The sequence below is a fragment of the Clostridiales bacterium genome (assembly GCA_018333995.1).
Taxonomy (GTDB): Bacteria; Actinomycetota; Coriobacteriia; order Anaerosomatales; family SLCP01; genus JAGXSG01.
In genome coordinates, this window is sequence record JAGXSG010000007.1 from 1 (window position 1) to 26,140 (window position 26,140).

The window sequence follows — 26,140 nt, forward strand, 5'->3', positions numbered from 1 at the left end:
CCTCCTTTCGTTTACGCGGCGGGCGAACTGAAACCGGCCCGCCGTTCGCATCTAGTGCACACCCATTCGTGGCAAAAGCACAGGTCAGAGGTACCGACTAGTCGGAGCGATGGGACAGGTTGGCATAAGCGGTATACGCACGATTAGTGGAAACGTCAGCCGTTGTAGTGGAATAGACAACGTTCCTACTCGATGTAGCTGTCGAGCTCCTTGCGCTGCGCCTCGAGTGCGGCCCGCAGCATTGCCTGGCAAGTCTCGTGGGCCATGGCGTTGATCTCTCGTGTGCGCTGCATGACGGCGGCTTGCTGGCGCACACGCTGCTCGGCCTCGAACTTGCCAAGCCGTCGTCGCATTGCCGCCTGCTCCAGCGCCCTTGATTCGCGCAGGCCTTCATTCGCCTGACGTGCTAGATCGCAGAGGAAGATCAGGCCCACGATGACGATGAGGAACCACCAGATGGGATGCATTGCCGTCACCACGCCATGATTGCCTTGGAGGCACCGATGCCGTAGGCCATGCTGAGCGCCCTCAGGTTGTCCTCGGCCATGGGCGCCATCTCGATCAGGGTCTCGTGGGCCATGCCTACCGTGGCCGCGCCCATCATGGCGGCTTGGGCGATCTGCGCCCGTCCTTCCTCGCGCTGGCAGGCGATGATGGTGCGCTTGGCCATCAGTTCAACCTCACGCCGAGTGTGGCGCTGTGTCGAGCGCGACATGTGATCGAGCATTTGAATCGCTTGTCCGTTACCCTGAAGAGCCAAGCCAGTTTGGTCAGACATCTCGCATCCTTTCTCGAAGAAGGAGGTCCAGACGCTTCGGTTGCGTCTGGCTGTATCTGACCGCAGAAGCGCGTAGGAGAGATATTGGGCGAAGCGGAGGAATTCCGTATCTCAAACGAAGGACCGGATCCTACGCGCAGCGATTCGCTCCCGAGCGTTGAGCATATTGCGAAGGCCTTGGGTCCTATCGTCCGGAGAGGCCTGCCTGTCGTACCCGAGTTCGATGACGAGACGCTGCTGTCTCTGCCAAACGTACTCATCCGAACCACCGATCCGTGTGATCGCCTTGGCCGGGTTAACGCTCTGGATGAGCTACTCCGATGGCATCTCAGTCGGTATCCGGATGACCGGCTAAAGGAGGTTGTCGCCGTTCTCTTCGGTGCCGCCCAAGGGAGTCGACGCCAACCCATCGGAGACAGGCGCAGGGAGTCGGGAAGGCATCTGGGCGTCAGCGCCGAGCACGTACGCACAGGTATTCAACCAGGCATCCTACAGACGCTGGCCTGGGAGATACATCGCGATGCCCAAGACAGCCTGCCAACGCTTGGGGTGTCGGCAGGCTCTGCCCGCTCTGGTGCAGGCGGTGACTTGGTAGCTGAACGCACCAGTGGCGCGATTGAACAGCTGTATCGCTATCTGCAGGAGGTCACGCTGAGGTTGGAAGCGGCCGACTTCTGCGCGCGCTGTTCACTTGAAATTCCGGCGAGCAATCGGTACCGGGACACTGCGCGGTTCGTTTCAGAGCAGCCGAGCATGAATGGGGACTTGGCGCTGTGGATGTTCACGTACGTGCACTTGTACTTCAACGAGGTGCTTAGGGATAAGGCCAGTCGGGACTTCCTTCGCGAGAATCTGCCGCTCGAGTGGTGGGTGTGGACGCGGCTGGACCGACCGTTTCTTACCGAGGAGCTGGAGGTCCTCCTGCAAGCACTGTCGTCTGCCAAGGATGACGATCCTCACACCTTTGCCTTGGAGCTGATTGAGGGTGAACACGGAGCACTACGTGGGCGTTGGAGCGCCATGCTGGCTTCAGTTGAATGGCCAGTTTCTCCGATCGGCGCGACGATGCCTTGGGAGCGGCCAACGGCCCGGCACCGTGGTGCGGCAATCGAAGCTGCGAGGCTTGCCTGCGCGGTGCTGCAGAGCAGGTTCGGGTCTCTGACTATGGAAGCCAAGGAAGCTGAACGAGAATTCCTCTACTTGGTGGAGAACACGGTGGACATCGCTTTGAGTGAATCTGGGGTCTCAGCGAAAAACAGCGACGGCAGAGCATTAGAGGCGATTCCTCGGGCAGCCTTGGACGCGCGGCCTCCACGGTACTTGCAGACGGCTGACGAGTCAGTTGACTGGGGTGTGCCATTCAGGGAGTGGTTCAGTTCGTAGGTGCTGGAACACAGTCCTCAGTACAATATGCAGTTTTGTGAGCGATATATGCATGTGTTATTCTTAGTGTAGGTTTCAGCGCCATCTTCTGACGCGCTGTCCGTCCCAAGTTCACGCAGGTGTAGGGGGGATTCTGCGTGTTCGTGTCAGCGGCCGGACGTATCATGATGGGGGAGCGCTGCGGATCGCCGGGGATCTCATCCCGGAATAAGAAGATGGAGCACGAAGTATGGCACGCACGGGCAAGACGCAGCACAGCAAGAGAACGGTTCAGCGGCATTGGATAGCCGCTGATGCGCTGAGTGGCAATCAGGGACCAATCGACAGCGTGGGGTGTCGATGAGCATCACTGCCTATCAGGCGAAGTACTACGCCCACGAGCTCCAGCGCTCCTACGCGAACGATCATGTCGGCAAGCTTGCTGGCCTTCTCTTTGACGCACAAGTTGAACCGAAGCCACATCAAATAGATGCGGCACTGTTTGCGTTGCAGACACCGTACCTGGCCGGAGTGGTTCTTGCCGATGAGGTGGGCCTCGGAAAGACAATTGAGGCGGGCATCGTCATCACGCAGTATTGGGCTGAACGCAAGCGACGTATCCTCATCATTTCGCCCTCAAGCCTTCGTCAACAGTGGCAGCAAGAGCTCTACGAGAAGTTCCTGATTCCGAGTCAACTACTCGACCCAAAGCTCAAGGACCAACAGCTCGCGCGCACCGCGCAACGCGGTGCCGAAGTGCTGATCTGCTCGTATGAGTTTGCATTACGTCATGAGGCTAGCCTGCTGCGCCAGTGGGACCTGGTGGTGTGCGATGAGGCCCATCGTCTGCGCAACTTCTACACCGGACGCAACAAGGCTCCGGAGGCAATCAGCCACATCGTTCGTGAAGCTCACAAGACACTGCTGCTGACCGCGACGCCGCTGCAGAACCGCCTAGAGGAACTCTATGGCCTTGTCAGCGTTTTCGATCCCGACTACTTCTATTCACTCGATGCCTTTCGTGAGCGGTACGTCAAGGCCAAAGGCATTGGAGACAATGACGATCTAGTTGATCGCGTGGCAGCCATCAGCAAGCGCACGTTGCGACGGGACGCCGACAAGTACATCCACTTCACCAAGCGCCTGCCGCTCACCGTGGAGTTCATGCCGAGTCCCGAGGAGATCCGACTCTACGACAGGGTCAACGACTATCTGCAGCGCGAGGATCTGTTTGCCTTCGGCAACTCCCAGAGGCACTTGACAACGTTGATTATCCGAAAGCGCCTCGGCTCATCGACCTACGCCGTTTCCAGTACGTTGGGGAAGATCGCTGACAGGCTCCAAGCGGAGCTAGACGCGGGCGTCCGTCGCGACAGTCGTGGTGGCCTGATTGCGGCCGACCTCATTGACGACGACCTCCCGGATGAGGTGCTTGAGGAGCTCGAAGATGGTGGCGAACCCGCCTCCGAGCGGACCCAGTTCGGCCCCGGCTCCGGTGCGCGTCTCGATGATGAAACACTCGAAGCCATGCGTGCCGAGGTCGCCGAGCTTCGCAGCTACGCCGATATGGCTCGCGCCATCACGGTGAATCAGAAGGCCGTGAAGCTCAACGAAGCTCTCGACAAAGGCTTCGAACGTCTGCGTGAACTTGGCGCACCCGAGAAGGCGATCATCTTCACGGATTCAACCAAGACCCAGGAGTACATTGCCCGTTCGCTCGGTGAGGCCGGTCGGGCCAAGGGATTGGTCCTGTTCAACGGCTCCAACAACTCATCCGAGAGCAACCAGATCTACAGGGACTGGCTTGAAGCCAACAAGGATGGCGACGTCATAACCGGCATTCCGGCTGCCGATCGCCGCAAGGCTCTCGTGGACTACTTCCGCGACCACGGCACCGTCATGATCGCCACCGAGGCCGCAGCCGAAGGTATCAACCTGCAGTTCTGCTCCATGGTCGTGAACTACGACCTGCCGTGGAACCCGCAACGGGTCGAACAGCGCATTGGACGTGCTCACCGCTACGGACAGAAGTTCGACGTGGTCGTGGTCAACTTCTCAAACAAGGGCAATGTAGCCGAGGCACGCATCCTCGAACTGCTGGCGACCAAGTTCCACCTGTTTGAGTCCGTCTTTGGTGCCAGCGATGAAGTGCTTGGTGCTATCGAGGACGGTTTCGATTTCGAGAAGACGATCAACAGCATCCTCAGTACTTCTCGAAGTGACGCTGATATCGACAAAGCGTTCAGGGCACTGGAGGAGCAGTACGCCACCGAGATCACGGCTGAAATGGCTGCCGCCAAAGCCAAGGTGTTCGACAACCTTGACCCGAACGTGCAAGACCGCCTGAAAGCATATGACTCGCAGTCCGGCGAGGTTCTCAACAAGTTCGAGCGCCTGCTGCTATCAGTGACCAAGTTGCAGCTCGAACCTTTCGCGACATTTGAGGGCGATGGTCGCCGCTTCGTTCTGAATAGAGCCCCAGTCAAGAATGCGAAGACCGGCCGCTACTACTTCAAGTCAGAGCCGCTCGACAACGCCCACCAGTACCGTTTCGACAGTGACCTTGCTCGCTATGTCGTGGAGTCATCCAAGGAGGCCGAAACCCCAAGCAGGGAACTCACTTTCAGCCTCGGCGAGTCCTCGCGTATTAGTACTGCCGTGAAGGAGCTTCAGGGCAAGTCTGGTGAGCTAACGGTCAAGCTTGTCACCTTCTCTATGAAGGCGAAGAACGATGACATTAGTGAGTCCTACATGCTTGCTGGGGGCCTGACCGACGATGGCCAGTGGCTCGATCATGAATACGTCGCCGATTTGCTGGACTTGGCTTGTGTAGATGAGGGGCCGGAAGTCACTGTCGATGACTCGAGGTTTGATAGTCATCTGTCAGAGCGTCGCTCGCACTTGGAGAAGGAAGTCCAGGGCCGCAACTCCCGCTATTACGACCAGCAAGAGGAGCTCCTCTACCGCAATCAACAGGACCGACGAGCTGAGTCCGAGGGCAAGATTCGCGAGTACAAGGCCAAGGAGAAGGAGGCCCGCAGAGCCGCCAGGGCCACCGATGATCCAATGGAACAGCTAAAGTTCAAGAAGGATGCACGCCGCTGGTCAGAGCGTGCGGAGGAAGAAGACGAAGAGGCACGCCTGGCTCGCAAGAAGATGCGTGAAGAAGCGGACCACTATCTCGAGTTGATTGAGCAAGCGCTCAAGGGAACTCAGGAGGTCGAGCACCTATTTGCCATCCGATGGAAGGTGGTCTCCTGATGAGCGCACTGGTCGAATATACAATTATTGGTAATATGAATAGAGGAAACATTCAATGAGCAACGACGATTCACAGGACATCTACGAAACACCAAGCACAACACCAAGCTTCCAAACGGAGCTCGCGGCACAACTCTCGGAGTTGATTCCTGAGGCCATTGCCGATGGCAAAGTCGACGTCGAAAAGCTCAAGGAGCTCTTGGGGGACGATGCGGGTGACGACCGCGAGCGCTTCGGCATGTTCTGGCCCGGAAAGAAGCGAGCTTTGCGTGCCGCGCAGGAGCCGACTACAGCAACCTTGAAGCCCGACTTCGAGAACTCGAAGGACTGGGACACCACCAAGAATCTGTTCATCGAGGGCGATAACCTCGAGGTGCTCAAGATTCTGCAGAAGCACTATCACGGCAAGGTCAAGCTGATCTACATCGATCCGCCCTACAACACGGGCAACGACTTCGTTTACCCTGACAACTTCAAGGAGGGGTTGGACACCTACCTCGAATGGACTCGGCAGGTCAATGAGGAGGGTAAGAAGGTCAGCACCAACAGCGAGACCGAGGGTCGCTACCACTCAAACTGGCTCAACATGATGTATCCGCGCCTCAAGCTTGCGCGGAACCTGTTGACCGAGGACGGTGTCCTGTTCATCTCGATTGACCAGCACGAGCACGCTGCACTGCTGCGTCTGTGTGCAGAGGTTTTCGGTGAGAGCAACTTGCTCGGCTCAGTCTCCGTGGTCAACAACCTCAAGGGTCGCTCTGATGACCAGTACTTCGCTACGGCGAATGAATTCTTGGTCGCCTGTGCACGAAACAACGAGGGTGCGACCATCTATGGATTCGCAACAGCGGAGGACTATCAAGCCGAGTTCAAGCATTCAGATGAGATTAGCAACTACAAAGAGGTCGGGCTTCGCAAGACCGGTAAGAACTCACGAAGGATTGACCGCCCGAACATGTACTACCCGATCTACTACTGTCCGAGTTCTTCGGAATTCAGCCTCGAGCCAAGTACTGGCGCAATTGAAATCTTCCCGGTTGACTCAGCAGGAGTGGAAGGTCGGTGGCGTTGGAGCAGGGACACCTTTCAGAAGAACAAGGATACCGAGCTTGTAGCTAGAGAAGTCAACGGCAAGTGGAATGTCTATGTGAAGATGCGTGATGTCGTTGATGGCGAGGCGAGGACGGTCCGGCCTAAGACAGTCTGGATTGACCCGAAGTATGATACGGCAGGCGGAGCGCGTGCAGTAAAGGCGCTCTTCGATGGACAGAACTACTTCGACAACCCGAAGCCCGTTGATTTCATCCGTGATGTGTTGGCCATCGGGGCTCGCAAGGACTCGATCATCCTCGACTTCTTTGCTGGCTCCGGCACGACGGCACAAGCGGTCTTGAAGCAGAACGCAGCCGATGGTGGCAGCCGCAGTTTCGTGTTGGTTCAGCTGCCTGAACCAACACCCGAAGAGTCCGATGCTCGCAACGCGGGGTATGACACGATTTCCGCACTGACGATTGAGCGGATCAGGCGTGCTGGTGAGGAAGTTCACGGGTCGCTCCAGGGCCAGACTGTTGATGTCGGATTTCGCACGTTCACCCTCAGTGACACCAACTTCTCGAAGTGGCGCGTGGCAAGCGATGCGGACGCAAGTACGCTCGAGCAGCACTTGCTCGATTTGCGCGACAACGCTGCTGACGATGCAACACCGGATGCCTTGTTGACCGAGATTCTACTGAAGCAGGGGTACTCTCTCTCCGAGCAGATTGACGAGATCGAAGTCTCAGGCTTGAAGCTGAAGACCGTTGGTGGGGGACTTCTGCTCGCATACCTGGACGAGCGCACCAAGCCGACGCTGAATCAACTGCGCTCTGTGCTGGCGGAGAAGCCAGCACGCCTCGTTATCCTCGAAGACGCATTCCAAGGCGACGATGAGCTAAAGACCAACTTGGTCCAAGAATGCAGGTCACATAGCGTGGAACTCTGGACGGCCTGACGATGGAATTCAAGTTTGATGCTCACCAGGAGTTCCAGCAGGACGCAATCGCTGCCGTGGTCGATCTGTTTGAGGGTCAGCTGGCCGACGCCGCATCGTTGTCGACGAAGCTCCAGGGCGCGGTTCCCGACGCTGGCGATCAGATGATCGCCTTTGACATGGTTAGCGAAGTTGGCGCGGTTGGGAACAACCTGCTGCTCGACGACGCGACAATACTGCAGAACCTGCAGACCGTGCAGGATCGAAACGGCCTCGAGGTAGTGAGCGAGCTGGCTGGGGGTTCGCTGGACTTTGACATCGAGATGGAGACCGGCACCGGCAAGACGTATGTGTATCTGCGTACCATCTTCGAGCTGGCCAAGAACTACAGCTTCACCAAGTTCATCATCCTCGTGCCGAGCGTGGCCATCCGTGAGGGCGTGACCACCAGTATCAAGCTAATGACTAAGCACTTCCAAGATCTCTACGCCACGCCGTTCGACTCGTTCGTCTACAGCGGCAGCACGCCGGAAGAAGTGCAGTCGTTCGCCACTTCCACGAGCGTGCAGATCATGGTCATGACCATCGACTCGTTGCGGGGCGACAAGAACACCCGCGTCATCCACCAGACTCGTGACAAGCTTAACGGGCTGCGCCCAATTGACTATCTGAAGGCCACACATCCAGTGGTCATTATGGACGAGCCACAGAACATGGAGTCGTTGCTTAGCCAGTCTGCAGTGGGTGAGCTGAATCCGCTTTGCACCCTGCGCTACTCGGCAACCCATCGCAAGACGCGCAACGTCGTCTATCGCCTCGACCCGGTTGACGCCCACGATCTCGGCTTGGTCAAGCAGATTGTGGTGGCGGAGGCGCTGCAGCAGGGCGCCGATGCAGCACCGTATGTGAAGCTCCAGTCAGTTCGTAATGACAAAGGCTTTCTAGCATGTATGGAACTGGCGGTGCGCAAAGCATCGGACGGCACAATCCAGCGGAAGACGGTGTACGTCAAAAACGGCCAAGACCTCGCTCTGGTCACTGACAACTCTGCCTATGAGGGTTGGTTGGTCAACGAGTTGAGTATCGAACCCGAGTCAGTCGAGCTGTTCCCGCACGGGTGGCTTCAGGCAGGTGAGACCATCGGCGGCTCCAACGATTCCATTTACCGCGAGATGATCCGTGAGACCATCCGTGAGCATCTGCGTAAGGAGACGATGCTACGACCTCACGGGATCAAGGTGCTGAGCTTGTTCTTTGTCGACAAGGTCGCAAGTTTCCTTGGAGAGGGCTACAACAACGACACTGCTGACGGGCAGTTCGTCACTTGGTTCGACGAGCTGTTCATCGAGGAGCGCTCCAGGAGTCAGCAATGGTCGCAATCACTGCCTCTTGATCCAGTCGATTACCGGCGCGCCTACTTCTCGGCCATTAGGGGGAGGAAGGGTCAGCACGATACCTTTAAGGACACAACCGGCACATCGAAGGCTGATGATGACGCCTACGATTTGATAATGCGTGACAAAGCACGACTCCTCGACGAGAACGAGCCGGTGCGATTCATCTTCAGCCACTCGGCGCTGCGTGAAGGCTGGGACAATCCGAACGTCTTTCAGATCTGTGCTCTACGTGAGATGGGCGAAGCGACGGAGCGTCGCCAAACGATCGGACGCGGACTGCGGCTGCCGGTCAGCCAGGCAGGAGAGCGGGTACCAGACAAGGGCATCGCTCAACTCACCGTCGTTGCGAATGAGTCCTATCGAGAATTCGCCGATAGCTTACAGAAGGAGTATCGGGACTCCGGCGTCAGTATCGGCCTGGTGCGCCCTGGTGAGTTCGCGAAGATCCCGACAATCGACGAAGTTACCGGCGACGAGAAACGGCTCGGCTTCCAGGGCTCCAAACTGATCTGGGACGAACTGGTCGAACGCAGCTTCATTGACAAGGAAGGCAGAGTCACCGCCAACTTCCGTCCCGAGACACTCGGGTTCACACTTGGCCCGGTGCCGGAGTTCTTCTGGCCCCAAGACGACATAATCGATGTGATGCTCAACTGTCGCATCGAGCGCATAGTCAAGACTCGGCGCGAGCGTGTCGCTCGCAAGCTCAACAAGGAGATCTACTCAACGCCGTGGTTCGAGGACTTTTGGCGCACGATTTCGCAGAAGACCACCTATCGAGTGGCCCTTAATCGTGAGGAAGTCATCGACAACGCAGTCAACAGAATCAAGGCTGAGCAGCCCATCTTGCCGCTTCGAGTTCAGGTCACCCGTGCAGGCGTAAAGCTGGTGCGGGGCGGCACCAAGACCTCCGAGACTGCAACTCGTTCTGCTGAGCTGACTGGCGCCTATCAACTTCCCGACATCCTCAGCGAGCTGCAGGAAGCTACATCCCTTACGCGTCGGACCTTGATTGACGTGTTGACGCGCTCTGGCAAGCTGAGCGAGTTTATCGGCAATCCCAATGACTTCATTGCAATGGTGAAGCGAAACCTCCAGAACGTGGTGGCCGCTGCCGTTCAGGAAGGCATTCAGTACGAGAAGATCGGCGGCTACGTCTACGAGTTGCGTGAACTGCAGGCCGATGGTGCTGAGGCACGTGACCTCTTTCTCGATCGCGTCTACAAGGTCGAGAACACCGGCAAGACCGACTTCGACTACATCCAGATCGACTCAGACGGTGCGGACGCCCCTGAGCGCCAGTTCGCGGAGAAGCTGGACTCACGTGAAGACGTCAAGTTCTTCATGAAGCTGCCCGACAAGTTCAAGATCGACACGCCCGTCGGGCCGTACAACCCAGACTGGGCAATCATCAAGCAGGATGAGGATGGCGTGGATCGCATCTACATGATCCGCGAGACCAAGAGCACGCTGGATGAGTCCAAGCGTCGCCCGACTGAGAACGCCAAGATCAAAGCCGCGACTGAGCACTTCAAGCAGCTGGGCATCGGCACTGATACCGTCCCGGGCTACGCTGTCAGCGTCCCTGGCAATTGGAGCTTGTAATGCGCGCAGTAGAGGTCCAGATTCACAACTTCCGGAGCGTCCACGACGCGACGATTCGCCTTGAGCCACTCTCGCTAATCGCGGGAGCCAACAATGCAGGCAAGAGCAACATCATAGATGCCATCCGGCTGTTCTATGGGGACCTGAAGTGGGATGAGGGACGTGATGCCCCGAAGGTAGAGGCGAGCGATTCAGAAGCATGGGTTGAGATCGAGTTTCAGCCGACTGCGGATGAGCTCGCGCAACTGAAGGATGATTACAGGAGTGCAGAAGGCACCTTCCGCGTCCGGAACTACGTCAGCCCCTCGAGCGGAGCAGATGGCAAGGTTCGCGCGGGGTACTACGCCTACGAAGACGACAAGTTGTCCGACAACTTGTTCTACGGTGCGAAGAATGTGGGGTCTGGCAAGGTCGGACACATCGTCTACATTCCCGCTGTCAGCAAGGTCGATGACAACACAAAGCTCACCGGCCCTTCTGCGCTACGAGAACTCGTAGCGGAGGTTCTCAACAAGGTGGTCGCCGACAGCCCCGCATACCTAGAGCTTACCAAGGCGTTCGGCGCCTTTGAAGGCTCGATTAGGACGCAGACCTGTGCTGACGGGCAGTCGCTTAAGTCTCTTGAGAAGGAAGTAACCGACGAGATTGCTAATTGGGAAGCGTCTTTTTCGCTTGCAGTTCAGAACATTCAGCCGGAGGAGATCCTGAAGACACTCATTAAGCCGCAGTTCATCGACGAGACGCACGGCGGGGAGATAGATCAGGCGCGTTTTGGTGCGGGTTTTCAGCGTCACCTCATTTACACACTGATCAAACTCGCGGCGAAGCATGCCAATCCACCTAGGACATCGGCCGGTGAGAAGAAGGAGTTCGCGCCTCAGCTCACGTGGATTCTGTTCGAGGAACCCGAGGCCTTCCTGCACCCCTCCCAGGAAGAGGTGTTGCACGACAGCCTACTGAAACTCGTTCAGGACGGCACTACACAGGTCTTGTTAACGACGCATAGCTCACGTTTCGTTAGCCGCTCGATGGACGACCTGACTCGACTAGTCCGACTATGCCGCGACGCTGGTATCACTACGGCCCACCAGTTGTCGCAGGCTGAACTCGACAAGCTGTTCGACGACCTCCTCGTCGTTGATGACAGCATTACGCCGATCGGCACGACATCGGCGGATGTCAACAAGGCTGCGATGATGGCGTCCCTTAAGACTGAGCTATGGATGCAGGCAACACGTACGATAGCCTTCTTCAGTCAGCGAGTGATCCTTGTCGAAGGTGCTAGTGAGACGGCGTTATACAGTTACTTGACGACCCGGGGTCTAATGGACCCGCCTTTGAGAGGCCTTTCTGTCATCGACTGCATGGGTAAGTTCAACATCCATCGTTTCGTCGCGATTCTCGGCGCATTTGGCATCGACCACTCGGTCCTCTACGACGGGGACAACGGCGGTTCGCATGATTCCGAGGTAACCGCGGCGATTGATGGGGCGAAGTCGGCGTTCACCAAGAGGATCACTCGGTTCCCGAGCGACTTGGAGTCGGAGCTTGGGATCACCCCACTCCCCCGAAACGAGTCGCATCGCAAGCCGCAGTACATCCTCTATCACCTGGAGTCAGGGCTGGTGGATGCGTCAAAGATCGACGCGATAAAGCAGGAGTTCTGCGACCTCGCTACGGCGTGATGAATTTAGGTCTGAAAGGAGGCCAGTTACTATGCACGAGATCAAATGCCCGCATTGTGGCAAGACATTCAACGTTGATGAGGCCGGTTATGCGGACATCTTGAAACAGGTGCGCGACGAAGCCTTCGACAAGGCGCTGCACGACCGGTTGGTGCTTGCCGAGCAAGACAAGAAGACGGCGATCGAACTCGCGCAGACCAAGGTCGCCAGCGAGATGGAGAGGAAAGCCGCCAAGAAGGATGCCGAGAAGGACACCGAGATCGCTCGGCTTAAAGCAGAGCTCGAGAAGGCAGATGTCGCCAATCAGCTCGCGCTGAAGGAAGCGCTCAGTACGGTCGAGAAGGAGCGCGACGATCTCAAGCGAGATCTTGACTCGAAGGACACTGAGAGAAAGCTGCTCGAATCGTCGCTCAAAGACAAGTACGAAACCCAGATCAAGGATCGCGACGATGCCATCGAGCGCCTGAAGGACCTCAAGGCCAAGTTGTCCACCAAGTTGGTCGGCGAGACCCTAGAGCAACACTGTGAAACCGAGTTCAACAAGATCCGCGCTACTGCTTTCCCTCGCGCCTATTTTGAGAAGGACAATGACGCCCGCAGCGGTAGCAAGGGCGACTACATATTCCGTGACTCCGACGAAGCATGCACCGAATGTGTGTCGATCATGTTCGAGATGAAGAACGAGTGCGACACCACCGCAACCAAGAAGAAGAACGAGGACTTCTTCAAAGAACTCGACAAGGACCGCATCGAGAAGGGCTGCGAGTACGCCGTACTCGTTTCTTTGCTGGAGCCGGACAACGAGCTCTACAACACGGGCATCGTGGACGTGTCTCACCGGTATCCGAAGATGTACGTCATCCGACCACAGTTCTTTATTCCGATGATCACTCTGCTTCGTAACGCTTCTCAGAACGCACTGAAATACAAGACCGAGCTGGCGCTCGTGAAGGCGCAGAACATCGACATTACGAATTTCGAGGACGACCTGGAAACCATCAAGACAGGCTTTGCCCGTAACTATGACTTGGCGTCCCGAAAGTTTGGGACTGCCATCGCTGAGATTGACAAGACGATCAAGAGTCTTGAGAAGACGAAGGCCGAACTACTTGGCTCCGAGAACAACCTCCGTCTGGCCAACAACAAACTGCAAGACGTGACGATCAAGAAGCTGACACGCGGCAACCCGACCATGGCGGCGAAGTTCGCAGAGCTGGAGAAGGCGGACTCTAGGGACGATTAGGCAGGAGCTGAGTGATGCTGCGCACTCCGGTCACGAGCAGCAACTGTGTGTCGGTCGGCTATGACGCGACCACATGGACTCTCGAGGTTGAGTTCAGACACGGTGGGATCTATCCGTACTTCGATGCGCCTGCGTCAGAGTGCGAGGCACTGTTGAGTGCCTCAAGCGTCGGCGGTTGCCTCGATGCGCGGATCAAGAAGGTGGGCTACCGCTACCGGAAGCTCTAGGTAGGCCCTTGTGCGTCACTCGGTTAGACTTCGTCATCTCGCATTCTTTTACCAGAGTTGGCCGCTGGTAGGTCCACCAAGAATGAATGCAGGACCCGGCCTCATGCTGGGTCCTGTCGCGTCTGGGGACACGTGCGTGCGCCTTACCCCGCTCCCGCCGCTCGCGCGTCGCGGCGGATCTGGAAGTTGCCGAGGGCGTCGCCTTTGTGCACGAACGTCATCTCACGCTCGACCTCGAACCCGTGGCGGCGGTAGAAGCGTAGCGCGTCGTTCTTGGTGATGTTGACGTCGGTGATCACCACGGGGTGCTCGGCGGTCACGGAGCTGAGGAGCGCGGAGCCTACGCCGCCGCCCCGGTGTCGCTCGTCGACGGTCAGCGCGCTCAGGTAAAACTCGTCGTCGGCGACCTCGGTGGTCGCCACGCTCTCGAGCTTCGACCCCCACCGCATCGCCCGCAGCATCCTGCGGGCGCCGAGAGCACGCCCCCACTCCCTGCCGCGCAGCCTGGTTGCGGCACGCCGTTCGGCGCCGGTGAGACCGGCCGCGATACCGACGACCTCCCCGGTCTCATCGACCGCGCAGCGAACGTACCTTCCGCTGTAGTCGTTGTGCTCCATCTCCACGAGCGCGGTGAGCACAGGCACGGCTTCATCCTCCGCGCCTAAGACGAATCGCATGAGCGAGGGATCCGCCTGGTAGATCAGACGGGCGACCGTCGCGGAATCGTGACGTGCGGGGTCGAACCGCTCGATGGCTACCTGCATGACGGCTCCTTCCCCACGGCCGGGCCCGATCGGTGTCCGCGTGTACGTCATCGACTCTACCGCGCCTCCGCCGGGGCTGCAACCGGCTCGCCGACCCGCTATCATGCGGAGTCACGGACTGATACGCCGCCACCAGGAGGTCATACGTGACGCGACAGTACGATCCGCATGCGATAGAGACCAAGTGGCAGGAGACATGGGAGCGTGACCGGCTCTACTCGGTAAACGAGGACCCCTCCCGGCCCGCCTACTACGTGCTCGAGATGTTCCCGTACCCTTCAGGCGACATCCACATGGGTCACGTTCGCAACTACACCATCGGCGACGTCATCGCACGCCACCTCACCATGCGCGGCATGCAGGTACTCCACCCCATCGGCTGGGACGCGTTCGGGCTTCCCGCCGAGAACGCCGCGATCAAGAGCGCGACACATCCTGCCGAGTGGACGTACGCCAACATCGCCAAGCAGGCCGCCTCGTTCAAGCGGATGGGATTTAGCTACGACTGGGACCGCACGGTCGTCACGTGCGACGAGGAGTACTATCGCTGGGGCCAGTGGATCCTTCTGAAGTTCTGGGAGCGCGGGCTCGTCGAGCGCAAGTCGAGCCCGGTCAACTGGTGTCCGAGCTGCGCGACCGTGCTCGCCAACGAGCAGGTCATCGGCGACGGCGTGTGCTGGCGATGCAAGAGCCACGTCGAGAAGCGCGAGCTCGAGCAGTGGTACCTCAAGATTACCGAGTATGCTCAGGAGCTCCTCGACGACCTCGACACGCTTCCCGGCTGGCCCGAGCGCGTCAAGACGATGCAGGCCAACTGGATCGGGCGTTCCGAGGGCGCCGAGGTCGATTTCGTGCTCTGCGACGCGGCCGGCGAGCCGTCCGGCGATACGATCACCGTGTTCACGACGCGCCCCGACACGCTCTTCGGGTGCACGTTCTTCCTGCTCGCGCCGGAGCACCCGCTCGTGCACGAGATCGTTCACGGCACGGAGTTCGCGCCTGAAGTGATGCGGGTTGTCGAGAGCGCTTCGCGGGCGAGCGCGGTCGAGCGCGCCGCTGGCGAGCGTGAGAAGATCGGCGCGTTCACCGGGCGCTACGTCGTCAACCCCGTCAACGGGGAGAAGGTCCCCGTGTGGGTGGCGGACTACGTGCTCATGGAGTACGGCACTGGTGCCGTGATGGCCGTTCCCTGCGGTGACCAGCGCGATTTTGAGTTCGCCCGCCAGTACGGGCTGCCGATCCCGCCGGTGGTCGTCGCGGAGGACGATCCGCTTGCCGCGAAACTCGCTGACGCGCAAGAGCGAGTGCTCGATGACGTGACCTGGGAGTGCGCCTACGACGGCCCTGGCATTATGGTGCAGTCTGGTCCATTCACGGGCATGCGCACCGGAAAGGGCGGTATCGGTGTCGCGGCGGTCACGCGCTGGCTTGAGGATCATGGCCACGGCCGGTACGCGATCAACTTCCGTCTTCGCGACTGGCTTATCAGCCGACAGCGCTATTGGGGTAACCCGATTCCCGCCGTCCACTGTCCGGCGTGCGGTCTCGTGCCGGTCCCCGAGAGCGACCTGCCGGTGCGCCTGCCGGACGACGTCGACATCACCAAGGGTGAGACACTTGCGGACAAACCCGACTTCTACGAGACAAAGTGCCCGGCGTGCGGCGGGGCCGCTCGGCGTGAGACAGATACCATGGACACGTTCACCTGCTCGTCGTGGTATTACCTGCGCTACTGCGACGCCCGCAACTCACAGGCGATATGGGACCGGGAAAAAGCCGAGCACTGGATGCCTGTCGACCAGTACATCGGCGGTATTGAACACGCGATCTTGCACCTGCTCTACTCCCGCTTCTTCACGAAAGTCTTGCGCGATGCGGGCTTGCTGAACTTCTCGGAGCCGTTTACCAACCTGCTCACTCAAGGGATGGTTCGCAAAGACGGCGAGGTGATGAGCAAGTCCAAGGGCAACGTCGTCGCTCCCGAGGAGATGATCGCCGAGTACGGCGCCGACACGCTGCGCGCCTACATCCTGTTCATGGCGCCACCTGACAAAGATCTTGAGTGGTCCTTCGAGGGGCTTGACGGCATGTATCGCTGGCTTGGTCGCGTGTGGAGGTTCGTGACTGAGGCTGCCGAGGAGTCCTCGGCAGGTGACGTCGGCGGCGAGATCGCGCTCGACGGCCCGGCGGCCAAGACGCTCCACCGTGAGATGCACCGCGTGATCGGCAAGGTCACCGACGACATTGGACGCTTCAGTCTCAACACCGCCATCGCCGCGATGATGGAGCTCACCAACGCCGCGTACGACTATCGCAACGCGGTGGAGCCAGGAATGCGCGATGCCGCGCTCACGCGTGCGGTTGCGGAGAACATGACGCGCCTGCTCGCTCCGTACGTTCCGCACATGGCCGAAGAGCTGTGGCGCGATGTGCTGGGACACGACACCTCGGTCCACAGGGAGGCGTGGCCAAAGTACGATCCAGCGGCGGCGGCCCTCGATGAGGTCGAGCTCGCGGTGCAGGTCAACGGCAAGATCCGGGGACGTGTCATCGTGTCCGCAGACGCCCCGGATGATGAGGTTCGTGAGGCGGCGCTCATCGAGGCGGAGGCGCATGTCGCCGGGAAGGAAGTCGTCAAGGTGCTGATTGTCCCGGGCAGGCTCGTGAGCATCGTCGTGCGTTAGGTGTTGGCGACGGGAGTTTTTACTCTCTGACCAGCAGGTATATCTCTGGTAAGACCCGGTTAGACCCGCCGTGGTGTACTTCGTCCGCGACGTGAGCGGGGTGTGTTTGCCTCTGTGCGACCGTCGCGAATCTGCTGGTCGTCACGGGGGGAGTGGTACGTATGTCTGGAAAAGCTCATGGTTGGGGCGCACGTCGCGGTCGGACGGGGTGGAGGCGCTCAGGGTTTCGCTGTGTTGGAAGCGCACTCTGCGTGATTGCGCTCGCGACGGGGACGTCGGGGGTGTTGGCACAGAGTGCCCGTGGTGATGATGCGAGCCACCACGAGTACTCGGTGCTCTACGGGGGGAACTTCTCACCGTCGGATGCGCACAGGTTCGCGTTTCGACTTCACTATTTCGGCGGGACTGGGATCTGGACCGGCAAGACGCAGACGTCGTACGACGCGCCGCAAGACGATGTCGCCCACTGGGACGTGACTAACGGCTATTCCGGAGTGGACAGATGGCCGGGGGCAAACCGGCGTGACCTCATGTACCTGTCAACTCATGGATGGCCGGGGCAACTGCGCTTCTACTCGCCGAGATGGGTCGGCAGCACGCGGGACAACTCGGATTGGCGCAGACGTCTCGATCAGAATGGACACAACGACAACATCGGGCCGCGGGACAACGACCTGTGCGGAAGCAACACGTTTGGCTGGGAGCGCAACCTGTGGGAGATCGGAGCGACGTATCCCGGCTGGTCGGTGACGCGAACCAACAGCCGCTGGAACGATGACATCGAGTGGGTGTTCCTCGCCGCGTGCAATCAGCTGTCCGCAGGCGGCAACTCTCCGGGCTCCCGGGCGCTCTACGCGCGCACCCTTCTCGGAGACCCGCGACGGGCGCACTCTATCATGGGCTACCAGGCCACGGCTCCTGGTGACGCGACTGACGTAGGGATCGTGGACAGCTTTTTCGATCAGGTCGCGCTCGGCAACTCGATTCGGTACTCATGGCTTCAAGCCAACTCTTACTTCTCGGGCAGCGCCAAGAACGCGGCTGTTCTCCTTCACGAACGCCATACCTACGAAGGACTGCCTCCGGTGAGGGCTCGCCAGGCCGATTCACCCACCGGCGAGATTGTCGACATGCGCTTCTGGTACCTGAACCTGCTTGGCAACCACATCGGCGGACCGCACCTCGGGTCGAACGAATCGCTTTGGTCGAGAGGGGTTGCAGCGCTGAGAGAAGCGTTCGCGATTCCCAAGGCGATGGCAAATTCGGAAACAAGGTTGATTCAAGGACGTAACACCACATTTCGGGTTGGCACAGAGTTCCCGAAAGCACCGAATGGAGTTTCCCCCTTGGTTTTGAAGTCTGACCGCCCGGAACCTGAGGAAGTGGCCCGCCGCACTCTTGGTGGAGGAAGAGCGGTTGCTGGCGCACTCGGTCAGACAAAGGGGTCCCGATTGTTCGAGCGGGACGGAAAGCGTCTGATGGTTTTCGAGGGTGATGGTTTTCTGTTAGACAACGGTGAGGAGTACGGAAACGCCGTGGTTGACTTCACAGTTCACGAGGCCGTGGAGGCCGCAAAGCGCTATATCGGCGATCACGGAGGTCTCCCCGCCGATGCGGTTCTCAACGGGGTTACTGGCGTGGCTGCCGCGTCAGTCGATCCACTTACGGGGAAGCTCACAGACGAGAAGACGCACGCCTACATCGTCGAGTACGGCCACGAGCATGCGGGGATTCCCATCGCTGGCACCGAGGGCGATTCGATCCGGATCGTGTTGGCGGCGGGAAAGCGCGTGTGCGAGATGCGAACCACCTGGCGTGAGGTGTCTCACAGCGGCCGCCCGGTACAGCTCATCGATGCGGAAGCGGCATTCGAAGCGGTCGCCCGTGAAGGTGAGCGGGTCACCGGACTTCCTCCTGTTGTTGAGGTTCAGAGGGCTCGGTTGGTCTACTACGCCAACAAGTCAAGCAGCCGCCAAAGCGTGATGTGGCCCGCGTGGGAGTTCACGCTCGTTGAAGAAGGCGCCGAGAGCGGTGCGATGCCGGCTGTCGTGTATGTCGATGCGCAGTCGGGCAGGGTGGTGACCGACTGATGCCGCGATCGATGTCGGTTTGCGCGTTGTTGATGACCGGAGTAGTGCTGTCCGTAGCGTTGTCGACAGCCGCCGGCTGCCGTTCAGCCGGGGGATTGAGCGTCATGGTGAGCGCAGAGAGCACGGGTACACACGTGGGCGCCGTAGAGATGGACGGGGGACCGCTCGTGTGGGCCGGCAAATCGCTCTACTCGTACACGAACGGGTCGCTCGTGGAGTCCGTGGGATTTTCAGCTGATTACTCCGCCGACGGGATCGGGTTCGGTGATTCAGTGGGTCCGGTATCGACGGGGGTCACACAACTCGGTGACGGGCGCCTGGTATTGGTCCGCACCGTCATCGACAGTGACCCCGAGGCAGGTCAGGAATCGCGCGGCTGGTACCACGAGGTTGTGGCCGCCCGGGTTGGCGACTCATCGGTAGAGACGGAGATCCTGTTCGCGTGTGCGGAAGTTCTCCGGTTTGGAGCGGTATCAGACGGTCCGAGTGTGAACGTGGCGTGCGTGGTCAACGACCCAGAGACAGATGAGGTATGGCTCGCGGGAGGCGTGCCCAATCCGGAAGGAGAGGGAGTCGATCATTGGGAACACCGGGTCGCAGGCAGGCCACAGGCGTGGGCGGTGTCCAAAGCGGGATCGGGCGCTGTCGCGGTTGTGGGATTGTCGCCGGAGTCGCTCGAGCCGGTTTTGAGTATCACAGATGGGGACGGAACCAATGTGCGTACAGTAACTCTCGGCAACGGGCTGAAAAGGCCTGCGCGGATGTTTTCCATTCGTATGCCGGAAGGCGACGCTTGGCTAATCGAATGGTGGGAGGATGCCGGGACACGGCACACTCTTACCACGTCCGACGGCAAGACCACTGAGGTGACGGACATACTAGCCGCCAACCCTCACGGCCAAGTGATCGCCGTTGGTGATGTGGTACCTGAATCCCCAGGGGATGAGGTGGTGCTGAACCACGGAAGTGCAGACGGTGAGTCGCGACGGACTGTGGTGGCAACAGTAAGTGATGGCGCTTTTCGCGAACTGTTCGAGCTGTCTTCAAGTTCAGTGAGCGCCGCCCAGTTCGCCGACATCAACGGTGACGGCCTTCTTGACGTTGTGTGTGTGGAGGGGGTTGCCGCTCCACAGCAGTTCAGCCATCGCAGCATCGAGCGAATGGGCGTCTGGCTCTGGAACGGATCAGGTTTTGATCCTCCAAGATACTCGGGTGACTACGATGCGGGTGTGGCGTCATTTGACAGCGTGGATATCGATGGTGATGGACGACTTGAGCTGATCGTGGGCTACGACGACTTGAGCGTGGAGCGCGCTCGAGTCGACATCTTGCGCGTCAACTAGTGTTCTTGCTGTGGGCGTTTGTTCGACGTACGTGAGGTTTCAAAGGTGTAGCGAAAGACAGTCCGGGCGCCCCCTCCGCCCCGGCGGGGAAAGGGGCGCCTGTTCATGTTTGATGACGTGCGTGTGGAGCCGGAACGATCACATGGGCGTGGAGCAAGTTTTCTCCGAAGGACCGGTCTTACGGATATCTCTCCGGCGGCGCTCACCGGCGTAGTGGTGATGCTCCTCGTTGCGCTTCTCGTGGCCGCGTGGCGCGTTGGCGGTGCCCTGTTCGATGGAGGTGCGCCCCAGGTTGCATTTGAGTCAAATCTCGCCGAAGATGTCGCATCGCACGCCCACGGAGAGGACGATAGCTCGGGCGTTGCGACACCGGCTGCGGATGCGCAACCTGAAAGCGTGTGGGTGCACGTCGCTGGAGCCGTGAACTCTCCGGGGCTCAGAGAGCTGCCTGTTGGTTCGCGCGTCGGGGATGCGGTCGAGGCGGCAGGCGGGCCTTCGCCAGAGGCATCAATCGACACGATCAACCTGGCGCAGATCATCAATGACGGGGAACACGTCTACGTCCCAACTCGTGAACAGGCTGCGGCCGGCACCGTGCCCTCGCCTGTGGGCACATCGAGCGGTGCGACACGTGGCGGTTCCAGCGCGGGACAGCACGTGAACATCAATTCCGCGGGGGAGAGCGAGCTTGAGGCGCTTCCAGGGGTGGGGCCTGCCACCGCTGCGAGAATCGTTGCTGACCGGGAGGCAAACGGTCCGTTCAGCGCACCCGAAGACATCATGCGGGTACCTGGCATCGGAGAGAAGAAACTTGAGGCGATGCGCGATTTCATCGTGGTGCGATGAGCACCAATTATCGCCCGCGTCCGAGCATACCGGCACTCGCATGGTATTCGATCATGCTGTTTTGCGGAGTTCTCACTAGTGAGGAGCTGTCCTGGCGGTACCTGACGGGTGATATGCAAGTGCCGCTGCCGACCGTTGCTGTGATCGCACTGACACTGGCATCGATTGGCTTCGTGGCGTGCATCGGCATGGCGCGCTTGCTTCGACGGTACGCTTATGGACGTGCCAGGGTGGTGCAGATCGGCTGTTTTGCCGGGGTGCTCTTCGTGTGGGCGGCGCTGGGAGTGGCCTCAGGTTCAGCCCGCTGGTCTGGTTGGCACGCAGCTCAAGCCCAATTGCCCACACCGAACGAATCGACAGCCGACGCACAAACTCCCAACACAGCAGTTGTCGCCATTCGCGATCCAACTCAGGGCCGGTTTGGGTGGGTGACGACCGTCCGCCCGCTTGAAGGCGCTCCAGTTCGTTTCCGAGTGATGCTGCCGCCCGGACAGGATCCGCCCGTTCGTCTCGGAGAAGTGTTTGCTCTTAAGCAGCGGGTAATGCCAATCGATCCATCCCAGGAGTGGGCGCGCCGTGCACATCGCCGGTTCGAGGCGGGCAGCGTGCCGGTGCGCGCGGTAGAGATTGAGGGATGGGCTTCCACGCCAAGCGGATGGGCGGGCCCGATCAGGGCTACGGTCAACGAGATGGTGGCTAAAGTCCCTGGGGCGAGAGGGGATGTGCTCCAAGGGGTGCTCTTGGGCGACAGGACCCGTATGAGTGGCACTGTGACCGAAGAGGACATGCGTGTATGCGGGCTCTCGCATCTCATCGCAGTATCCGGCACACACTTGAGCATAGTGGGAATGCTTCTCGGACGCGTTTTAGGCCACGCGCGCCAGGGACTTGTGACCCGCGCTGCTGTGGTGGTCGCAGCGATGGGAATGTACGTCGTCCTCACCGGTGTTCAGCCCTCGGCACTTCGCGCGTTGGGCATGGGTGCTGTTGCGGGGCTCGCGGCCGTATCCGGCCGCCGCGGTGACGGGCTTGCTGCTTTGGCGGCGGCCGTCGCTGTGATGCTTATGGCCGATCCCGTTGTCGCGTTTGATATTGGGTTCCGCCTTTCGGTATGCGCTGTCGCGGGAATCGTTGTGTTTGGAGGGCTTGCCGGCGAATGGATTCGCTCGGCGTTCGGGACGGGACGTGTCCACCGTTGGGCTGAGGGCGCCGCCGACATGTTGGCGTTGACTCTCGTGGCCCAAGTGGCTACCTTGCCTGTCGCGCTGCCCGCTTTTGGCATGTTTTCGCTGATTGCCCCGCTTGCCAACGTGATCGCCATGCCCCTCGTCACTGTTGGTTTGATTGTAGGTCTCGTAGCTGCCGTGGCCGGTCTTGTGTTGAGCGTGGTGGCAGGTCCGTTCATGTCACTGGCCGCATTGCCTCTTGGACTGGTCACAACGCTGGCGCGTCACTTCGCGTCGATACCGGGAGCCGCTCTCGGCGTGGAGGCGCCGCCTGGCCCGCTTGTCGCAACCGTGACCGTGGCTACGTGCGCGCTTTGGGTCGCGTGGCCTCGACCGAGAGACTCAACAGCTCCGCGGATGGCGCTCGGTCTCGTGGTGGCGCTCACGGTATGGGGCATGATCGGCGCCCCCACACCCTCCGGCGAACCTCGCATCCGTGTGCTCGACGTCGGCCAAGGGGATGCGGTGATCGTTACCGACGACAACGCGACCCTGCTCATTGATACGGGACCGGATCCGGACGTTCTCAGGACCGCGCTGACTCGTGCCGGAATCAGACGGATCGACGCGCTTGTGTTCACTCACGACCACGCCGATCACACCGGTGGCGCACCGGGCCTCGTCGGCGTCGTCCGGGTCGGGCGCGCGTTTGCGCCCAGCGTTGCTGATCCGGAGGCCTTCGCGCAACTAATCCCGCACCTCGACCGAGTTGTTGATTACCGGAAAGACGAAGGTTCGCTACTTGGCTCCATAGCCGCGGGCGATGTGCTCACCGTGGGGCTCACGCGATTGGAGGCTTTGTGGCCGAGAGGGCCTGATCCAGCGCTTGCGACCAACGATACGAGTGTAATCCTGCACCTGACCCGTGGTGAATTCTCGGCGATCCTCCCGGGCGACGCCGAGGAGGTCGTGTGGGACCGTCTTGCGCGGGACGAAATGATTCCCGATATCGATGTGCTGCTGGTACCGCACCACGGTAGCTCAAACGGAATCACAGCAACTGCCCTCGATACCTTGCGACCAGCCGTCGCGCTCATCAGCGCGGGTGCCGGAAACGAGTTTGGACACCCCTCGCGATCGGTGATTGATCTGCTTGAGGACCGTGAGATCGCGGTGTTTCGAACAGATATCCACGGTGAACTGCGGGTTTCTCACGATCTTGACGGTCGGTTCGCCGTTTTCACCACCCGTGGAGCCCGGGAGGCGGCGTGTGCGACAATCTCGGGTGGTATCGCACGCACCCTCACAGAACCCGGAGATCATGACCGACCCTCGACTTGCAGACCTCAAACCCGTCTACCTCATCTACGGACCAGAGGAGCTGCTGCTTACGCAGGCGGTAGAGCGCTTGAAGCAAAGGCTGGCGGCCGTCGCGGATCTCGACTACAACTTGACGGTGCTCGATGGGGATCGGACCGACGGCGACTCGGTCATCACGGTCTGCAACACGTTGCCGTTCATGTCCGAGCGCCGCCTGGTGATTGTGCGCAGGGCTGACGCCTTGCCCAAAGACTCGCTTGACGTGATTGCTCGCTACGCCGCTGACCCGAATCCGGAGACGGTACTTGTTCTTGTTGCGCTCAAGCTTGCGAAGAACCTCCGTGTGTACAAGGCGATCGACGCGCTGGGAGGGGTCTCGGAGTACAAGTCACCCAAGAAAGGTGAGTATGCGCAGCGCGTCCTCGAGTTCTTCGCGCAGCGCGGGAAGCGCATTGGGCTTGATGCGGCTGAAGTGCTAGTCCGTGCTGTCGGGTACGACCTGAGGCACCTTTCGACAGAAGTAGACAAGGTAGTGGCCTTCGCGGGAGACAAGGAGACACTTTCGCGTCGCGATGTCGAGCATGTTGTCTCCACAACCGCGCCTCCGTCGGTCTTCGATTTCACCGACGCTCTCGGCGCGAGAGATGTTCGGGCTGCGCTGCGCCTGCTTGCGCTCCTCGTCGATCAAGGCGAGTCGGTGCACGGCATCCTTGCGCTCAGCGTGCGCCACGTACGCCACATGCTTTCAGTTCACGCGATCAAGGCCCGAAGCCCAAGCGGGTCTCCAGTGGGCGAGATAATGCGGGAGGTCGGGGTGGCCAACTGGCAGGCCAACAAGTTGCTGCGTCAGGCGGGACGGTACTCTGGCCCTGAGTTGGTGGACGCCCTGAGAGGTGCCGCTCGCACGGATGCGGAAATGAAGACGAGCCGGGATGCCCGGCTCGTCTTCGAACGCTGGATAGTGGATCTCTGCCGTGACTAGTCGCCACTCCCAGTTGCGCGCTTCATGATGCCCGACTTGCGGTTCGCTGCCTGATTCTTGTGGATAACGCCATTGCTTGCCGCTTTATCAAGCATGCGTGATGCATCCTGCGCGGCGGCGACGGCGGCGTCAGAATCTCCTGCGCCGACAGCGACATCCACCTTCTTGATGGCTGTCTTGATGGCGGACTTGGCCGCCTTGTTGCGGTCATGTGCTTTCGCGCTGGTCAAGATGCGCTTCTTTTGGCTCTTGATGTTCGCCACTGGTACGGTTCCTCTCTCGGTCAACATGGTGCCCGTCGCAGTGGGGCTGGACGAACCCAGGTAGGATAGCACACGGCGATGACGTGAGGAAGGATTCCTCCAGCTCAGTTTATCCGGCCCTTCCGGCTTGCGCCAAGCATGTCGCGGCTCTCGCGTACCTATGGAAGACCCTGAAACAACCCCGACCTCTACGCGAAAACTGGTATGCGAGTGATTGCTCAGCCTTGGCGGCGGCCACCCTGTCTAACCCGCGCTTCTCGACGCGCAGGAGCGTTCGGCCGCTTCGCGGTGTAAGCTGGTGGCGCGCAGCTTATGCGCAAATCGTTGACCGACAGGCCACCGGCATGCGGGCTCGATGGCAAGGCCGGGTTTCCAGCGGGTACCATGTTGGTGGAGGATCGCCATGGTTGCTGTGATCGAAGACAGAATGGATGCGATACGCAAGGCGTGTGAGCGTTTCCACGTGGTACGCCTCGATGTCTTCGGCTCGGTGCTGCGTGACGACTTCGAGCCTGGACGAAGTGATATTGATTTCCTGGTCGATTTCGGTTCCATGTCGCCCTACGACAAGCCGGATGCATACTTCGGCCTGCTGGACGAACTGCGCGCCATCCTCGGAACTGATGTCGATCTCGTGATGGTTGGCGCGCTCAAGAACCGCTACATCCGCGACGATGTCAATCGGACGAAACAGCAGCTCTATGCAGCGTGAGCCGCGCGCATACCTTGCCGATATCCTGGAGTCGTGCGACGCGATTGATGCTGCGGTCGTTGGCATGCGGATCTCGGACTATCTCGCGAACAGACTCGTTCGATCCTCCGTGGAGCGCGAGTTCACGATCATCGGGAAGCGGTGCTAGCTCTGTCACACAAAGCGCCAGAAGTCTTCGCTTCGATCACGGGCGCACGGCGGATCGTCGACTTCCGGAATCGCCTGACACATGAGTATCCGACCGTCGATGACGAGCTAGTGTGGGGACTTGCGAAGGTTGATTTGCAGGTTCTCAGAGGCGAGTGCGAAGCGCTGATTTCGCAGTTCGACTCTGCGGACTAGCAAGCAGTTCGTGCCGACTTGATGGCAACACCTACGACGAAGTCATGGCGCGGTTCCACCAGCAACTGCTGACGGCCACAAGGTTGACTGTGGAAGAGGGG

19 protein-coding genes are annotated in these 26,140 nt (G+C 59.8%); 15 read left to right on the plus strand and 4 right to left on the minus strand.

Translation table 11 applies throughout. From position 1 onward, the window contains the following. Positions 1-185 precede the first annotated feature (185 nt). Entirely contained in the window at positions 186-479 is a 294-nt protein-coding gene (locus KGZ40_01485; GenBank protein MBS3956197.1) for a hypothetical protein, read from the minus strand. After that, a complete protein-coding gene (locus tag KGZ40_01490; GenBank protein ID MBS3956198.1) occupies positions 473-778 on the minus strand; it encodes a hypothetical protein in 306 nt (101 codons plus the stop codon). The genes KGZ40_01485 and KGZ40_01490 overlap by 7 nt, the downstream gene beginning before the upstream one ends. Before the next feature lie 588 nt (positions 779-1,366). Between KGZ40_01490 and KGZ40_01495 the strand changes: the two genes are divergently transcribed. The 7 genes from KGZ40_01495 (at position 1,367) to KGZ40_01525 (ending at position 13,527) form a co-directional block, all read left to right on the plus strand. After that, positions 1,367-2,161 (plus strand): hypothetical protein, encoded by a 795-nt coding sequence (locus tag KGZ40_01495; protein ID MBS3956199.1) that lies wholly within the window; start codon positions 1,367-1,369, stop codon positions 2,159-2,161. A gap of 339 nt (positions 2,162-2,500) precedes the next feature. Further along, positions 2,501-5,401 (plus strand): DEAD/DEAH box helicase family protein, encoded by a 2,901-nt coding sequence (locus KGZ40_01500; GenBank protein ID MBS3956200.1) that lies wholly within the window; start codon positions 2,501-2,503, stop codon positions 5,399-5,401. Positions 5,402-5,456: 55 nt separating this feature from the next. After that, positions 5,457-7,391, plus strand: a complete 1,935-nt coding sequence (locus KGZ40_01505; GenBank protein MBS3956201.1) for a site-specific DNA-methyltransferase — start codon at positions 5,457-5,459, stop codon at positions 7,389-7,391. Positions 7,392-7,393: 2 nt separating this feature from the next. Then, entirely contained in the window at positions 7,394-10,372 is a 2,979-nt protein-coding gene (locus KGZ40_01510) for a DEAD/DEAH box helicase family protein (GenBank protein ID MBS3956202.1), read from the plus strand. After that, positions 10,372-12,057, plus strand: a complete 1,686-nt coding sequence (locus KGZ40_01515) for an AAA family ATPase (protein ID MBS3956203.1) — start codon at positions 10,372-10,374, stop codon at positions 12,055-12,057. The genes KGZ40_01510 and KGZ40_01515 overlap by 1 nt, the downstream gene beginning before the upstream one ends. A gap of 31 nt (positions 12,058-12,088) precedes the next feature. After that, positions 12,089-13,300, plus strand: a complete 1,212-nt coding sequence (locus KGZ40_01520) for a DUF2130 domain-containing protein (GenBank protein ID MBS3956204.1) — start codon at positions 12,089-12,091, stop codon at positions 13,298-13,300. Positions 13,301-13,314: 14 nt separating this feature from the next. Next, positions 13,315-13,527, plus strand: coding sequence for a KTSC domain-containing protein (locus KGZ40_01525; GenBank protein ID MBS3956205.1), 213 nt, complete (start codon positions 13,315-13,317; stop codon positions 13,525-13,527). 143 nt (positions 13,528-13,670) lie between these two features. Here the strand turns inward: KGZ40_01525 and KGZ40_01530 are convergent, their stop codons facing one another. After that, positions 13,671-14,291, minus strand: a complete 621-nt coding sequence (locus tag KGZ40_01530) for a GNAT family N-acetyltransferase (GenBank protein ID MBS3956206.1) — start codon at positions 14,289-14,291, stop codon at positions 13,671-13,673. 146 nt (positions 14,292-14,437) lie between these two features. Here KGZ40_01530 and leuS point away from each other — a divergent pair, with 146 nt between their 5' ends. From leuS to holA, 6 genes are all read left to right on the plus strand, one after another. Further along, on the plus strand, positions 14,438-16,975 hold the full coding sequence (gene leuS, locus KGZ40_01535; protein MBS3956207.1) for a leucine--tRNA ligase: 2,538 nt from the start codon (positions 14,438-14,440) through the stop codon (positions 16,973-16,975). A 284-nt stretch (positions 16,976-17,259) separates the two neighbouring features. Next, positions 17,260-19,065, plus strand: coding sequence for a hypothetical protein (locus tag KGZ40_01540; protein ID MBS3956208.1), 1,806 nt, complete (start codon positions 17,260-17,262; stop codon positions 19,063-19,065). Then, the gene (locus KGZ40_01545) at positions 19,065-20,408 is read left to right on the plus strand and encodes a VCBS repeat-containing protein (protein ID MBS3956209.1); all 1,344 of its coding nucleotides are present in this window, start codon (positions 19,065-19,067) and stop codon (positions 20,406-20,408) included. Before KGZ40_01540 ends, KGZ40_01545 begins: the two co-directional genes overlap by 1 nt. Positions 20,409-20,513: 105 nt before the next feature. After that, the gene (locus KGZ40_01550) at positions 20,514-21,254 is read left to right on the plus strand and encodes a helix-hairpin-helix domain-containing protein (protein MBS3956210.1); all 741 of its coding nucleotides are present in this window, start codon (positions 20,514-20,516) and stop codon (positions 21,252-21,254) included. Positions 21,255-21,373: 119 nt separating this feature from the next. Continuing rightward, positions 21,374-23,977 carry a DNA internalization-related competence protein ComEC/Rec2 gene (locus KGZ40_01555; protein MBS3956211.1) on the plus strand — a complete coding sequence of 868 codons (2,604 nt, stop codon included), beginning with the start codon at positions 21,374-21,376 and terminating at the stop codon, positions 23,975-23,977. Continuing rightward, complete coding sequence (gene holA / locus KGZ40_01560; GenBank protein ID MBS3956212.1) at positions 23,940-24,722, plus strand: DNA polymerase III subunit delta; 783 nt, start codon at positions 23,940-23,942, stop codon at positions 24,720-24,722. Before KGZ40_01555 ends, holA begins: the two co-directional genes overlap by 38 nt. On the opposite strand, the gene rpsT is transcribed toward holA, so the two are convergent. Continuing rightward, complete coding sequence (gene rpsT, locus KGZ40_01565; GenBank protein ID MBS3956213.1) at positions 24,719-24,985, minus strand: 30S ribosomal protein S20; 267 nt, start codon at positions 24,983-24,985, stop codon at positions 24,719-24,721. The genes holA and rpsT overlap by 4 nt on opposite strands. A gap of 403 nt (positions 24,986-25,388) precedes the next feature. Between rpsT and KGZ40_01570 the strand changes: the two genes are divergently transcribed. Next, positions 25,389-25,697 carry a nucleotidyltransferase domain-containing protein gene (locus KGZ40_01570; protein ID MBS3956214.1) on the plus strand — a complete coding sequence of 103 codons (309 nt, stop codon included), beginning with the start codon at positions 25,389-25,391 and terminating at the stop codon, positions 25,695-25,697. A gap of 141 nt (positions 25,698-25,838) precedes the next feature. Further along, a complete protein-coding gene (locus KGZ40_01575; GenBank protein MBS3956215.1) occupies positions 25,839-26,039 on the plus strand; it encodes a DUF86 domain-containing protein in 201 nt (66 codons plus the stop codon). The last annotated feature ends 101 nt before the right edge of the window (positions 26,040-26,140 follow it).